11 protein-coding genes are annotated in these 14,426 nt (G+C 41.2%); 8 read left to right on the forward strand and 3 right to left on the reverse strand.

Going from position 1 to position 14,426, the window contains the following annotated elements; all coding sequences use genetic code 11:
* The 3 genes from aguB (at nucleotide 1) to PAN06_RS02475 (ending at nucleotide 2,643) form a co-directional block, all read left to right on the forward strand.
* Nucleotides 1-876 (forward strand): N-carbamoylputrescine amidase, encoded by an 876-nt coding sequence (aguB, locus tag PAN06_RS02465; protein ID WP_061865088.1) that lies wholly within the window; start codon nucleotides 1-3, stop codon nucleotides 874-876.
* Nucleotides 877-1,066: 190 nt separating this feature from the next.
* Nucleotides 1,067-1,765 (forward strand): response regulator transcription factor, encoded by a 699-nt coding sequence (locus tag PAN06_RS02470; RefSeq protein ID WP_061865087.1) that lies wholly within the window; start codon nucleotides 1,067-1,069, stop codon nucleotides 1,763-1,765.
* Nucleotides 1,765-2,643, forward strand: a complete 879-nt coding sequence (locus PAN06_RS02475) for a HAMP domain-containing sensor histidine kinase (RefSeq protein WP_120718769.1) — start codon at nucleotides 1,765-1,767, stop codon at nucleotides 2,641-2,643. Before PAN06_RS02470 ends, PAN06_RS02475 begins: the two co-directional genes overlap by 1 nt.
* 40 nt (nucleotides 2,644-2,683) lie before the next feature.
* Here PAN06_RS02475 and PAN06_RS02480 read toward each other — a convergent pair whose 3' ends face one another.
* From PAN06_RS02480 to PAN06_RS02490, 3 genes are all read right to left on the reverse strand, one after another.
* Entirely contained in the window at nucleotides 2,684-3,436 is a 753-nt protein-coding gene (locus tag PAN06_RS02480) for an ABC transporter permease (protein WP_269795506.1), read from the reverse strand.
* Between the two features lie 10 nt (nucleotides 3,437-3,446).
* The gene (locus tag PAN06_RS02485) at nucleotides 3,447-4,355 is read right to left on the reverse strand and encodes an ATP-binding cassette domain-containing protein (protein WP_269795507.1); all 909 of its coding nucleotides are present in this window, start codon (nucleotides 4,353-4,355) and stop codon (nucleotides 3,447-3,449) included.
* Between the two features lie 141 nt (nucleotides 4,356-4,496).
* The gene (locus PAN06_RS02490) at nucleotides 4,497-5,306 is read right to left on the reverse strand and encodes a Cof-type HAD-IIB family hydrolase (RefSeq protein WP_269795508.1); all 810 of its coding nucleotides are present in this window, start codon (nucleotides 5,304-5,306) and stop codon (nucleotides 4,497-4,499) included.
* A gap of 146 nt (nucleotides 5,307-5,452) precedes the next feature.
* Here PAN06_RS02490 and PAN06_RS02495 point away from each other — a divergent pair, with 146 nt between their 5' ends.
* From PAN06_RS02495 to PAN06_RS02515, 5 genes are all read left to right on the forward strand, one after another.
* Nucleotides 5,453-5,914, forward strand: coding sequence for a MarR family transcriptional regulator (locus tag PAN06_RS02495; protein ID WP_269795509.1), 462 nt, complete (start codon nucleotides 5,453-5,455; stop codon nucleotides 5,912-5,914).
* Nucleotides 5,907-6,326: an EVE domain-containing protein gene (locus PAN06_RS02500; RefSeq protein WP_269795510.1), complete on the forward strand. Its 420-nt coding sequence runs from the start codon at nucleotides 5,907-5,909 to the stop codon at nucleotides 6,324-6,326. Before PAN06_RS02495 ends, PAN06_RS02500 begins: the two co-directional genes overlap by 8 nt.
* A gap of 106 nt (nucleotides 6,327-6,432) precedes the next feature.
* Nucleotides 6,433-9,708 (forward strand): ATP-dependent nuclease subunit B, encoded by a 3,276-nt coding sequence (rexB, locus tag PAN06_RS02505; RefSeq protein WP_269795511.1) that lies wholly within the window; start codon nucleotides 6,433-6,435, stop codon nucleotides 9,706-9,708.
* Nucleotides 9,705-13,355, forward strand: a complete 3,651-nt coding sequence (gene addA / locus PAN06_RS02510; RefSeq protein ID WP_269795512.1) for a helicase-exonuclease AddAB subunit AddA — start codon at nucleotides 9,705-9,707, stop codon at nucleotides 13,353-13,355. Before rexB ends, addA begins: the two co-directional genes overlap by 4 nt.
* Nucleotides 13,356-13,372: 17 nt before the next feature.
* Nucleotides 13,373-14,426: hypothetical protein (locus tag PAN06_RS02515; RefSeq protein ID WP_269795513.1), on the forward strand; the 1,054-nt coding region annotated here is incomplete at its 3' end.

A 14,426-nucleotide genomic window follows, 5' to 3' on the forward strand; every position in this document is an offset into this window, starting at 1 on the left:
ATGAGAAATGTAAGAGTTGCAGCCATTCAGATGCAATGCGCTAAGGATGTGGCAACAAATATCCAAACCGCAGAGCGTTTAGTACGTCAGGCTGCAGAACAAGGGGCACAAATTATTCTTTTACCCGAATTGTTTGAACGTCCATACTTTTGTCAGGAACGCCAGTATGACTACTACCAGCATGCCCAGTCGGTGACAGACAATACAGCTATTCAGCATTTTAAAACCATTGCCAAGGAGCTACAGGTCGTTTTACCGATCAGTTTCTATGAAAAAGATGGCAATGTCTTGTATAACTCTATTGCAGTTATTGACGCTGATGGAGAAGTGCTGGGCGTTTATCGGAAGACCCACATACCAGATGATCATTATTATCAAGAAAAGTTTTATTTCACGCCTGGTAATACTGGTTTCAAGGTATGGGATACTCGCTATGCCAAGATTGGTATTGGTATCTGCTGGGATCAATGGTTTCCTGAAACAGCGCGCTGTCTTGCATTGAATGGTGCTGAATTGCTCTTTTATCCTACAGCCATCGGTTCAGAGCCAATTTTGGATACGGACAGTTGTGGTCATTGGCAACGTACCATGCAAGGACACGCAGCAGCGAATATTGTCCCTGTTATCGCAGCTAATCGCTATGGTTTGGAAGAAGTCACTCCAAGTGAGGAAAATGGTGGACAGAGTTCCAGTCTTGACTTCTACGGTTCCTCCTTTATGACAGATGAAACTGGTGCTATTCTAGAGCAAGCTGAGAGACAAGCTGAAGCTGTTCTGTTAGCTACTTATGACCTTGATAAGGGAGCAAGCGAACGCCTAAACTGGGGCTTGTTTCGAGATAGAAGACCCGAAATGTATCAACGTATTACGGACTAGTAGGATAGAAATGAGAGATTCATTCTGCTAGATTAACTTCTTATTAGTAACTATAAGATACTAGGTCATCTAGCAAGTGGATTTTATATTTTAACCCTCTAAGGCTTTCTCGCGCTTTTATGCGAGGAGCTTTTCTGTTTAAGCTTTATCAATAAAACATGCTATAATAGTTGCAGAAAGGTTGGTATTTATGGCTAGGATATTGGTTATTGAAGACAATAGTGACATTCAAGAGATTTTACGAACACTTCTTACTGAGGAGCATGAGGTGATTCAAGCCTTTTCTGGTACAGAAGGAATCATGCGTTTTGACCAAGGTGGGATTGACCTCATTTTGCTAGATATCATGCTTCCTGGGAAAAATGGGGATCAGGTTTTAAAAGCCATCAGGGAACAAAGTCAAACTCCAGTCATTATGCTAACAGCTTTGAGCGATAAGAAGTTAATCAGTCAATACCTCTTAGACGGTGCCAATGATTACATAGTGAAACCTTTTGATTTGGACGAAGTCTTTGCCAGAGTTACTGTTCAATTACGTCAAAGCGCAGAAAAACAGCCTATAGAACTAGGAAAAACTGAAAATCTGCCACAAAACTTGAAAAATATCCAGTTTGATGCAGAAAGTTTTGAAATCAAAAATAGCCAGGAAACCATTCGCCTGGCTAAGAAAGAATGCTTGATTCTCCAAACTCTCCTTAAACACCCTAAGAAAATTTTCACCAAGGAAGAACTTTATGAATTGGTCTGGGAGGATAGCTATCTACCTGGAGATAATACCCTCAATACGCATTTGAGTAATCTTCGTAAAAAATTAAACCAGCTTGATCCAACTCAGGAATACATTGAAACCATTTGGGGAGTTGGGGTAAGATTAAAAGGAGATAAGTAATGACCTACATGATAATCGTTGTCCTACTGGTTCTCCTAATTATTTTATCGATTGCATTGATTCGCTACCATCTAGCACTTAAAAACTTGAGTCAACAGATTGAAGACAAGATTCTCACGGGTAGTATGAAAAGAGTTGGCGCCAGCATTTTTTCCAAACATTTTTTACAGCTCTACCAGCAGATTGAGAATCTATTTCAGGAAGTGGAACAATCTCGGTTGGTGATGAAAAGGGAAAAGCAGACTCTGGATATGGCCATCAGCAATATCGCTCATGATATTCGGACACCTTTGACTATCGCTTCAGGTTACACCCAACAATTGATAAAAACTCCTGAAAACCAAGCAGAAACCTTACAAAAAATCGCCCAGCATCTTGATTTAGTTTCCAAACGTTTGGAGGCTCTCCTAGAATACCGTCGGTTGATGGAAGGAGCTGTTAAGCCGAAACTAGAAGAAGTAGATATTTCAGCTTTTATCACCAAAAAGACTCTGGCTTATTATGATGTTTTTCAGGCGGCAAATATCACCCTTGATTTTAAGGTTGAAGCTGGTTTAAAAATGAGGACCGATGAAGACTTGCTGGATCGAATTTTACAAAATTTGCTCGGAAATGTCCTCAAACATGGCAAGGAAGAAGCGCGTCTATCTTTGCGAAAGGAAAAGGAACAGCTTGTCTTAGAGATTGCAAACCTTGTCAAACAACCCATCAAAAAAATAGAAAATCTTAGCAATCGTTTTTATTCTGAAAATCTATCAGACACGGAAGAATCCTCTGGTTTAGGTCTTTATATCACTGAGGAATTATGCCATCTTCTCGGTGCAGAGATGAAACTAAGCACAGATGGGCAGTGGTTGTCGGTTTTCATTTATTTTTAACGAAAAGAAACCTCCTCTGTAGGCTAGAGGAGGTCATTTTTTATAGACTTTTCTTTTTGAAAACTGCTAGTCCACCTAGATTAAAGATTACAATAACAGCTAAAGTAACTATAAGTGTGTAGAAAATTGACTCACTATTAGCAGTCATAGCATAGGCAAATTGTAAGGATAAATATGGTAAAATTTTGATATTTGGAAAAAGGAGCATTGGCATAGAAAGTAAGATAGAGCTGACCAAATAACCAATAAATACCGCAAGATAAGAATGACTAACATAGAGAATGAAGGAAACAATGGAAAGCCAAGCAAGGAGGCAAAGCAATTGAAGGAAAATGGTTAGCAGTAGATTACCAATAAAGCCATCAGGCATGGTTCCAAATCCATTTAAGATAGTTGCTGGAATAAAGGCAATAACAAGGCTGATGATGACTTGTAAAAGTGCAATACAAGCCACTACAAAGGCTTTAGCAAGGAAAAACTCTGTACGAGAAACCCCTACTGTCAAACTATTTTTATAGAGCTTTCCGATTAAATCAACACCTAAAACTAGGCAAGTTAGAATAATACAGAGAAAAACGAGGTTTGAACCTTGACTAGATGCGTTAATCAGGGCTTGTACACCGTCCCAACCATGGGTTGGAATGTCTGGCTCTTCTGTCTGGATTGCCATCAGATGGCCCGTGGCTCCTATACTTGCTCCCATTAGCATGAGAGTAAAGAGAATAAATTCTGTAATCCAGAATCCTTTGGAACGGAAAAGACGGTACAAGTCTGCTTGAATGGTATGTATCATGATTGTCCTCCTATTGGACTAATTGAGTGAAGTATTCTTCTAGGTTTTGACGGGCATAGTAAATCTCGTCAATGGCAACATCTGCCAAGGTTAATTCTTTGAGAATCTGTTTGACATCTTGTTCCTGACCAAAGATATGGATTTCATTTTCTGGATTAACAACCTTGAACTGGAGATGGATTTGTTCTTTCAATACTTGACAAGCTTTCTCTTGGTCGGCTGTCTTAAGCACAATATAATCCTCACTTAGTGTTTCAAATTCAGCTTTGCTGATTTCACGGATAATCTTGCCTTGATCTAAAATACCAAAACGATTAGCTACGAGGTAGAGTTCTGACAAGATATGGCTAGAGATGAGAATGGTTATCCCTTTTTCTTGATTGAGCCGTTGAATCATTAGTCGAAATTCTTTGATACCGATTGGGTCAAGACCGTTGATAGGTTCATCTAAGATTAGGAAGTCTGGTTTAGATAGAAGGGCAATGGCGATACCAAGTCTTTGTTTCATTCCTAGCGAGAAATCTCGAAAGACTTTTTTACCTGTATCTGACAAACCTACATAGTCCAGGGTTTCACGAATGACTTGATCAGCATTTGGAATATGACGAATCATACAGTAATATTTCAGATTTTGATAGGCTGTTAAATGATTATGAGCTACAGGTGATTCGATCACTGAACCTACTCGAGATAGAGCCTTGGTCCACTCATTTTCCGATTGACTAGAGAAGAGGGAAACAGTCCCTTTATCCGCAAACAGTAGTTGCGTAATGATTTTTATTAAGGTAGTCTTCCCAGCTCCATTCTTTCCGATAAGTCCATAAATATCTCCCTCTCTTATCTTTAGATGAAGATCCTGAAGGATAGCTTGTTTGTCAAAGTTTTTGGACAATCCATGAATGTCGAGTACTGTTTTCATGATTCTCTCCTTTTGATTTATTTTGATAACTTTAGTATAAAGTATAGAAATCAAAGAAAGCTCAAGCATTTCTAAAGAGTTTCTAAAGTTTTAGGAATTCTTAAATATCAAAACCCAGTTGATATGAACTGGGCTTCTTAATTATAAAATATATTTCTCAATCGCACGCGCAACACCGTCTTCTTCGTTGCTGGCTGTAACGGCATCCGCAAGGGATTTGACATAATCGCTGGCATTTCCCATTGCAATGCCAAGTCCTGCAAACTGGAGCATTTCGATATCGTTATTAGCATCGCCCATGGCCATGATTTCTGAGGAATCAATCTTCAAAATATTTGCTAGTCGAGAAAGAGCAGTAGCCTTGGTCGTACCAAGTGGCATAGCTTCATAAATGACAGGCTGCGAACGAACTCCACTAAATCGTTGACAGAGTTCTGTAGCAAAACGCTCTTCAAAATCGTCTGTTTGCTCCTCTGTACCTAAAAACATACCTTGGAACATACGATACTTACCACTAGTCGCTTCCTCAAGAGAAATTTCAGTCAGGTCTGAAAAGACTAGTTTAGCATCATTTTCAATGACTTGATTGGGCTTGCCACCGAGGACAAAATAATGCTCCTCATCAAAAAGTGTCAACTGAACATCACTTTTTTCAGCTAGGTCATAGAGGTATTCGATGTCTGCTGGACTAAGTTCTTGCCAATCAACCAGACTCCAATCACTTGTCTGGTGAGTTGAGCAACCGTTGTTAACAATCACATATTCGTTCTGGAGGTCAAGCCCCAGTTTTTTGTAGTAGGGGAGGACACCGAAAAGGGGGCGCCCCGTACAGAGAACCAGTTTGACACCTTTTTCAATAGCTTGGTGAATAGCAGTAATATGAGCTTGTGGGATTTCCTTGGCTTCATTGAGGAGGGTTCCGTCCATATCCAAGGCTAGTAGTTTAATCATAAGACTTCCTTTTCTATGTGTTTTGCTTTTATTATAGCATATAGACTATGAAATGTCCGACAGAATTATAACATTTGACTTTCCTTTTCTTGAAAAAGAAAATAAAATCTTATATAATATGTATACTTAATATTTAAGGAGAAATAATGACAAAGTATCAATTTAATTCAATTTACAAAAATGATGAAACAGAGTCTACAGGTCTTCTGTTCATCAAAGTCTACAACAAGTGGGAAAGCAACTTAAAAAGAGTCTTGAAATCAGTTGGTCTCACTTTGCCACAATTTATCGTTTTAACCTCGCTCTTGTTTTTGTCTAATAGAGAGGAATATGTAACGCAAGTTGATATCGCTCGGTTCACCGGAATGGATGTCATGACGGTTTCCCAGATTGTTAGACTACTGGAGGAGAAGGACTACATTAGACGTGATCAACATCCAAAGGATAGTCGGGCAAAACTGGTCTCAGTGACGAAGTCTGGCGCGGAGAAGGTCAATCAAGCTTTACCCTTAGTAGAAGGCGTTGATGAAGAATTTTTTGAAAAACTATCTAACGATAGAAAATGTTTTAATCGCATGTTAGTAGAGTTGGAGGATAAAAATGCCTAGATATTGGGTCGGAGTTGTTTCAAAGAACCATGTTTTAAGAGGAGTTGAGGGAAATTTTTGTCAGGTCTGTCATGGAAAGGGCGGCCCCTTAAATCGTATGAAAAAAGGTGACTATCTTTTATACTATAGTCCAAAATACGATATGAATGGTCAAGATAAGTTACAGGCTTTTGTGGCCGTAGGTAAAATTATAGATGACAAAGCCTATCAAGTAGAGCAATTTGAAGGATTCTTTCCCTTTAGACGAAATGTCGACTATTATCTACCAGTCCAAGATTGTTCCATAGAAATAGCCCGACAACATCCTGAATGGAGAGACTATACTTCTCGACTTCGTTATGGACATTTTGAAGTTTCCAAAGACTTTTTCCTCCTTATTTTTCAACATATGAAAGTGGATGATGAAGTATGATTGATTTGCTAGTTAAATGATTGTCAACTAGAATTTTGGATTTGGACTGTGAAGCGAACTTTGCTATAATAGAGTAAGAAACTTTGATAAAGCAAACGAGGCTGAGATGAAATTACTTTATACTGATATTCGGACTTCTTTGACAGAAATCTTGACCATAGAGGCGGAAGAGCTAGTTGCTGCTGGCAAGCGGGTCTTCTACATCGCTCCCAACTCTCTTTCTTTTGAAAAGGAACGTGCCGTGCTGGAATGCTTGTCCCAGCAGGCTTCTTTTGCGATTACCGTCACGCGCTTTGCTCAAATGGCTCGTTACTTGGTTTTAAATGATTTGCCAGCTAAGACGAGTCTTGATGATATTGGTCTTGGGATGGCCTTTTACAAATGCCTTGCTGAACTTGATCCCAAAGACTTACGAGTATACGGCGCCATCAAGCAGGATCCTCAATTTATCCAGCAGTTGATTGATCTTTACCACGAGATGACCAAGGCTCAGATGATTTTTTTGGACTTGGAGAGTTTGACGGATGAGGATAAGCGAGACGATTTACTCTTGATTTTTGAGAAGGTAACGGCTTATCTCAATCAGGGGCAGTTGGCTCAGGGAAGTCAGTTGTCCCATTTGATTGAGGCTATTGAGAATAATAAGGTAAGTAGTGATTTTACTCAAATCGCCTTGATTATTGATGGATTTACTCGTTTTTCTGCTGAGGAAGATCGGATTGTGGACCTACTTCACGGCAAGGGAGTTGAGATTGTCATTGGAGCCTATGCTAGTAAGAAAGCCTATACCAGCCCATTCGCTGAAGGCAATCTCTATCAAGCCAGTGTGGAGTTTCTCCATCATCTAGCCTCCAAATACCAAACGCCTGCTCAGGACTGTTCTCAAGCTCATGGGCAGATGGATAGCTTTGACAAGGCCTCTCGTTTGCTAGAGTCTTCTTATGACTTTTCAGAACTCACTTTGGATGTCGATGAGAAGGATCGTGAAAACTTACAAATCTGGTCTTGCTTGACGCAAAAGGAAGAGTTGGAGTTAGTAGCCCGCAGCATTCGTCAGAAATTACATGCCAATCCAAACCTGAGCTACAAGCATTTTCGTATTCTCTTGGGGGATGTGGCTTCTTATCAGTTATCTCTTAAAACCATTTTTGACCAGTACCAGATTCCTTTCTATCTTGGTAGAAGCGAATCCATGGCGCACCACCCTTTGACACAGTTTGTCGAGTCTATTTTGGCTTTAAAACGCTATCGTTTCCGTCAGGAGGATTTGATTAACCTCCTCAGAACAGGTCTGTATACCGATCTTAGTCAGACTGATATTGATGCTTTTGAGCAATATATCCGCTATCTTGGTATCAATGGCTTACCAGCCTTTCAGCAAACCTTTACCAAATCCCACCATGGAAAATTTAATCTTGAGCGTTTGAATGCCCTTCGTCTGCATATTTTAACACCTCTTGAAACCCTCTTTGCCAGTCGAAAACAGAAGGCTGAAAACCTCCTACAAAAATGGAATAGCTTTCTAAAAGAAAGTTCAGTGACCAAGCAGTTACAAGATTTGACAGCCACTATGGAAGCTGTAGAACAGGAAAGACAAGCCGAAGTTTGGAAGGCTTTCTGTCATGTTTTAGAACAATTTGCGACCGTTTTTGCTGGTTCACAAGTTAGTCTGGAGGACTTCTTAGCCTTGCTTCATTCCGGTATGAGTCTATCTCAATACCGTACCATTCCAGCGACAGTGGACACCGTTCTGGTGCAGAGTTATGATTTGATTGCCCCTCTGACAGCTGACTTTGTCTACGCCATTGGACTGACTCAGGACAATTTACCAAAAATTGCGCAAAATACTAGCCTTTTAACTGATGAAGAAAGACAAAATTTAAATCAAACGACCGAAGAAGGCGTTCAATTGCTGATTGCCAGCAGTGAAAACCTCAAGAAAAATCGCTATACTATGCTTTCCTTAGTCAATTCTGCCCGTAAGCAGTTGGTTTTGTCGGCTCCAAGCCTTTTTAACGAAAGTGAGAGTAAGGAGTCAGCCTATCTTCAAGAGCTGGTCCATTTTGGATTTAGCAGGAAAGAGAAGAAGATAAATCACAAAGGGCTGTCTAAGGAGGATATTGGGTCCTATCACAGTCTTTTGTCTAGTCTGGTTGCCTATCACCAGCAGGGCGAGATGAGTGAGACTGAGCAAGATTTGACCTTTGTCAAGGTTCTGGCGCGTGTGATGGGTAAAAAACTAGATCAGCAAGGTCTGAAAAATCCTGCCCTTCCAACCAGCCCAAGCAGTAAACCCTTAGCAAAGGACACCTTACAAGCTCTCTATCCTACTGATCAGGAGTTTTACCTGTCTACCTCTGGTTTGACGGAGTTTTATCGCAATGAATACAGTTATTTCCTCCGCTACGTTTTAGGCTTACAGGAGGAATTACGTTTGCGTCCTGATGCTCGTAGTCATGGGAATTTCTTACACCGCATTTTTGAACGTGCCTTGCAGTTGCCTGACGAAGATCCCTTTGACCACCGTCTAGAACAAGCTATTCAAGAAACCAGTCAAGAACAGGAATTTGAGGCTATTTATCAGGAAAGTTTGGAAGCCCAGTTTACTAAAGAAGTTCTGCTTGATGTGGCGCGGACGACTGGACATATTCTCCGACACAATCCAGCCATCGAAACCATCAAAGAAGAAGCAAATTTTGGTGGAAAAGAGCAGGCCTTTATTCAATTGGACAATGGACGTAGTGTCTTTGTACGAGGTAAGATTGACCGTATTGACCGTTTGAAAGCTGATGGAGCGATAGGGGTAGTAGACTACAAGTCTAGTCTAACTCAGTTCCAATTTCCTCATTTCTTTAATGGGCTCAATTCCCAGTTGCCAACTTATCTAGCTGCCTTAAAGAGAGAAGGGGAGCAGAACTTTTTCGGCGCTATGTACTTGGAAATGGCTGAGCCCGTCCAATCTCTGATGACCGTTAAAAGTCTGGCAGGTGCAGTAGTAGAAGCCAGCAAATCTATGAAATACCAAGGACTCTTTTTAGAAAAAGAAAGCAGTCATTTGGGCGAATTTTACAACAAAAACAAGGCTAATCAGCTGACAGATGAGGAATTCCAGCTCCTACTGGACTACAATGCCCATCTTTACAAGAAAGCAGCTGAGAAGATTTTAGAAGGCCATTTCGCCATTAACCCTTATACTGAAAATGGCAGAAGTATTGCACCGTATGTTCAGCAACATCAAGCCATCACAGGTTTTGAAGCCAATTACCACTTGGGTCAAGCCCGTTTCCTAGAGAAGTTAGACCTAGCTGATGGCAAGCGCCTTATCGGAGAGAAACTCAAGCAAGCTTGGTTTGAAAAAATAAGAGAGGAGTTGAATCGATGAAGCCTATTCCCTTTTTAACTGAGGAGGAAATTCAAAAACTGCAAGAAGCAGAAGCGCATTCGAGCAAGGAACAAAAGAAAACTGCCGAGCAAATCGAAGCTATCTACACTTCTGGCCAGAATATCCTGGTTTCAGCATCGGCTGGTTCTGGGAAGACTTTTGTCATGGCAGAGCGCATTCTAGATCAATTGGCGCGTGGTGTCGAAATTTCTCAACTCTTTATCTCAACCTTTACCGTTAAGGCTGCCACAGAGCTTAAAGAACGTTTAGAGAAAAAAATCAGCAAGCAAATCCAAGAAACGGATGATGTCGAGCTCAAACAACACCTGGGTCGCCAGTTGGCAGAACTACCCAACGCTGCCATCGGTACCATGGACTCTTTTACACAAAAATTCCTTGGTAAACACGGTTATCTGCTTGATATTGCGCCTAATTTCCGTATTTTACAAAATCAAAGCGAGCAACTCCTTCTAAAAAACGAAGTCTTTCATGAGGTCTTTGAAGCCCATTACCAAGGTAAACAGAAAGAGACCTTTAGTCATTTGCTGAAAAACTTTGCTGGACGTGGAAAAGATGAACGGGGGCTACGCCAGCAAGTCTATAAAATCTATGACTTTCTCCAATCCACCAGCAACCCTCAAAAGTGGCTGAGTGAATCTTTCCTCAAAGGCTTTGAAAAAGCTGATTTTACCAGTGAAAAAGAAAGACTGACTGAGCAAATCAAACAAGCCCTTTGGGACTTGGAAAGTTTCTTCCGTTATCATCTAGATAATGACGCCAAGGAGTTTCCCAAGGCTGCCTATTTAGAAAATGTCCAGTTAGTTCTGGATGAAATTGGCTCCCTAAATCAGGAGTCCGATAGCCTGGCTTATCAAGCAGTGCTTGCGCGTGTTGTCGCCATTTCAAAAGAGAAAAACGGCCGAGCCCTGACTAATGCGAGTCGTAAGGCTGATTTGAAGCCACTGGCCGATGCCTACAACGAAGAAAGAAAGACCCAGTTTGCTAAACTAGGACAACTATCAGACCAGATAACGATTCTCGACTATCAAGAACGTTACCATGGAGATACATGGAAACTAGCTAAGACTTTCCAAACCTTCATGAGCGATTTTGTGGAAGCTTATCATCAGCGTAAACGTCAGGAAAATGCCTTTGAATTCGCTGATATTAGCCATTACACCATTGAGATTTTAGAGAATTTCCCGCAAGTTCGTGAGGCTTATCAGGATCGCTTCCATGAAGTCATGGTCGATGAGTATCAGGATACCAACCATATTCAAGAACGGATGCTGGAATTGCTGTCTAATGGCTACAATCGCTTTATGGTGGGGGATATCAAGCAATCCATCTACCGTTTCCGCCAGGCAGATCCCCAGATTTTCAATGAAAAATTCCAACGCTATGCGCAAAATCCCCAAGAAGGGAAGCTGATTCTCCTCAAGGAAAATTTCCGTAGCAGTTCAGAAGTGCTGTCAGCAACTAATGATGTTTTTGCACGTCTCATGGACCAAGAGGTCGGCGAAATCAACTATGATAACATGCACCAGCTTGTTTTTGCCAATAGCAAACTAACTCCTAATCCAGACAACAAGGCAGAATTTCTCCTCTATGATAAGGACGACACAAGTGAGGAAGAAGAGAGGCAGGCAGAAACGAAACTAACAGGTGAAATGCGCTTAGTTATCAAGGAGATTCTGAAACTTCATCAGGAGAAAGGTGTTTCCTTTAAAGAAATTGCCCTTTTGACCTCCAGCCGCAGTCGTAATGACCAGATTCTTCTTGCCCTGTCTGAGTATGGGATACCTGTCAAAACCGACGGCGAACAAAACAATTATCTTCAATCCTTAGAAGTACAAGTCATGCTGGACACCCTTCGCGTCATTCACAATCCCCTGCAAGACTATGCCTTAGTTGCCCTTATGAAGTCTCCAATGTTTGGATTTGACGAAGACGAGTTAGCACGTTTGTCCCTTCAGAAAGCAGAAGATAAAGTCCAAGAAAATCTCTATGAAAAACTGGTCAATGCTCAAATACAGGCAACAAGCCAGAAAAACTTAATTCATACTGATTTAGCTGAGAAACTAAATCAATTCATGGATATCTTGGCTTCTTGGCGCTTATATGCCAAAACTCACTCCCTCTATGACTTGATTTGGAAGATTTATAATGACCGTTTTTACTATGATTATGTTGGAGCCTTGCCAAATGGTCCTGCTAGGCAGGCTAATCTCTATGCCCTAGCACTGCGTGCTGATCAATTTGAAAAGAGCAATTTCAAAGGTTTGTCGCGTTTTATTCGTATGATTGACCAAGTTTTAGAAGCCCAGCACGATCTTGCAAGCGTGGCAGTCGCACCGCCAAAGGATGCTGTAGAACTCATGACCATCCACAAGAGTAAAGGGCTGGAGTTTCCTTACGTCTTTATCCTCAATATGGATCAAGATTTCAACAAGCAAGACTCCATGTCAGAAGTCATTCTCAGTCGTAAAAATGGACTAGGTGTCAAGTATATTGCCAAGATGGAGACAGGAGCAGTGGAAGATTACTATCCTAAAACCATCAAGCTCTCTATTCCTAGCCTGACCTATAGACAGAACGAAGAGGAATTACAGCTGGCAAGCTATTCAGAGCAGATGCGTCTCCTCTACGTTGCCATGACGCGGGCTGAGAAAAAGCTCTACCTTGTCGGTAAGGGCTCTCGCGAAAAGTTGGAAGCCAAGGAATACCCAGCAGCTAAAAATGGAAAACTAAATAGCAATACTAGACTTCAAGCAAGAAATTTCCAAGATTGGATTTGGGCTATCAGTAAAGTGTTTGCAAAGGATCATCTCAACTTTAGCTATCGATTCGTTGGTGAAGATCAGCTGACTAAAGAAGCTATCGGCGAGTTGGAAAACAAAAGTCCTCTCCAAGATAGCTCCCAAGCAGATAATCGTCAGTCAGAAACCATTAAAGAAGCTCTTGAAATGCTGAAAGAAGTGGAAGTTTATAATACTCTTCACCGTGCAGCCATTGAACTTCCTAGTGTTCAGACCCCAAGTCAAATTAAGAAATTCTACGAACCGGTTATGGATATGGAGGGGGTCGAGATTGCAGGTCAAGGCCAGTCAGTAGACAAGAAAATCAACTTTGATTTGCCAGATTTTTCAACCAAAGAAAAGGTAACAGGAGCTGAGATTGGGAGTGCCACCCACGAACTCATGCAGAGAATGGATCTCAGCCAGCAACCAACCCTGGCTAGCCTGACAGAAACTCTCCAACAAGTTCAAACCAGCCTAGCTGTTAGAGACAAGATCAATCTTGCTAAAATTCTTGCATTCTTTGACACAGCACTCGGTCAGGAAATTCTCTCTAATACCAACCATCTTTATCGCGAGCAACCTTTCTCCATGCTCAAACGAGACCAAAAGAGTCAGGAAGACTTTGTTGTCCGTGGTATCCTTGATGGCTATCTGCTTTACGAGGACAGAATTGTTCTGTTCGACTATAAGACAGACCGCTATGATGAACCAAGTCAACTCATAGACCGTTATTGTGGTCAGTTAGCCCTATACGGAGAGGCTTTATCTCGAGCCTATTCGATTGAAAATATTGAGAAATACTTGATTTTACTCGGTAAAGATGAAGTTCAAGTTGTAAAAGTATAATCTAGAAAGGAGACCTCATGACACTTCCAGTTAGAAAATCCCTGCATGATGCAGTTTTACAGGCTTCAAAAGCTGATACTTGGGAACAAGCTACCAAGGAATGGAATGAAGTTTCCTTGATTTTTAACGGTATCGGCCGTAGCAATTGTGTCTGTGGGAATGCTATCAAATACGCTTACGAACTCTTTAACGGTGTCACAGGTCAACGCCTCTTTCCGATCGGTAGCGATTGTGTTCGGCATTTTCATCGATTAAGCCTTGACCAGCAACTGGAAGAGGAAGAAAAACTACTCAGAAAAGTTGAAAATCTGACCAGAAAAGCTAAGAAAAAGGAAAAAATCAAGGTCAATAAAAGTGACTTTGACGAGCGACTTCTAAAATGGCTCTGGGAAAAAGGTGTTTTCAAGCCTAATCGCGGCAATCAATTTGCGCCTGAGAGAGACTACCAACTCTTCCTAGAAGTCTTTCAAGGAGGAAGTTGGACCAAGGCAGAGCCTAAGAAGAAGGCTCGCATGGAAGAAGTCCTTGAAAAATGCATCAAGCCCTTTTTACTTGGAAAGCCGGATGACCAACTCTACCTTGTCAAGTTAGGCAAGGAGAAAATTGATTACGAACAAGAACTCCGTATCCAGGCAGAGAAAGAGCGCAAGAAGAGGGATAAAATCGCCAAGCAGTATGCAGACAATCTAGTCCTAGCCATGGGACCAGCAGAGCGTGCTTATCAGGATTACTTTGGCTTTACAGAGACACTGACTCAAGAAGAACGCAAGTGGGAAAAAATCCTTTTTGGAAAAAATAGAACTGAACGCTCTATTAAGGCCAAACAATACCAAAAAGAGTTGGAAAAAGACCAACGAATTGCGAGTCAGGATCCAATTGAAAGAAAGCAGAAGCAGACTTGGCTCCTCAATTCCTATTTCCGTGAGCTTCCTGAAGAAAAAGCTCGATTTGTTCGGCTCTTATTAGAATATCGGAAAAATAGAGAAGTTCCCTTTTCAACTGAATGTCTGTCAGACCATCTGCTCGACTTTTTCTATAAAATGAAAGCCTTTGAGTTTGAAATCGCACCAG

Source organism: Streptococcus sp. SM3 (assembly GCF_027497875.1).

What these genes read in the sequence shown, in the direction of transcription:
- aguB (WP_061865088.1), top strand. Translation starts at nt 1, where the DNA reads ATGAGAAATGTAAGAGTTGCAGCCATTCAGATGCAATGCGCTAAGGAT.
- PAN06_RS02470 (WP_061865087.1), top strand. Translation starts at nt 1,067, where the DNA reads ATGGCTAGGATATTGGTTATTGAAGACAATAGTGACATTCAAGAGATT.
- PAN06_RS02475 (WP_120718769.1), top strand. Translation starts at nt 1,765, where the DNA reads ATGACCTACATGATAATCGTTGTCCTACTGGTTCTCCTAATTATTTTA.
- PAN06_RS02480 (WP_269795506.1), bottom strand. Translation starts at nt 3,436, where the DNA reads ATGATACATACCATTCAAGCAGACTTGTACCGTCTTTTCCGTTCCAAA.
- PAN06_RS02485 (WP_269795507.1), bottom strand. Translation starts at nt 4,355, where the DNA reads ATGAAAACAGTACTCGACATTCATGGATTGTCCAAAAACTTTGACAAA.
- PAN06_RS02490 (WP_269795508.1), bottom strand. Translation starts at nt 5,306, where the DNA reads ATGATTAAACTACTAGCCTTGGATATGGACGGAACCCTCCTCAATGAA.
- PAN06_RS02495 (WP_269795509.1), top strand. Translation starts at nt 5,453, where the DNA reads ATGACAAAGTATCAATTTAATTCAATTTACAAAAATGATGAAACAGAG.
- PAN06_RS02500 (WP_269795510.1), top strand. Translation starts at nt 5,907, where the DNA reads ATGCCTAGATATTGGGTCGGAGTTGTTTCAAAGAACCATGTTTTAAGA.
- rexB (WP_269795511.1), top strand. Translation starts at nt 6,433, where the DNA reads ATGAAATTACTTTATACTGATATTCGGACTTCTTTGACAGAAATCTTG.
- addA (WP_269795512.1), top strand. Translation starts at nt 9,705, where the DNA reads ATGAAGCCTATTCCCTTTTTAACTGAGGAGGAAATTCAAAAACTGCAA.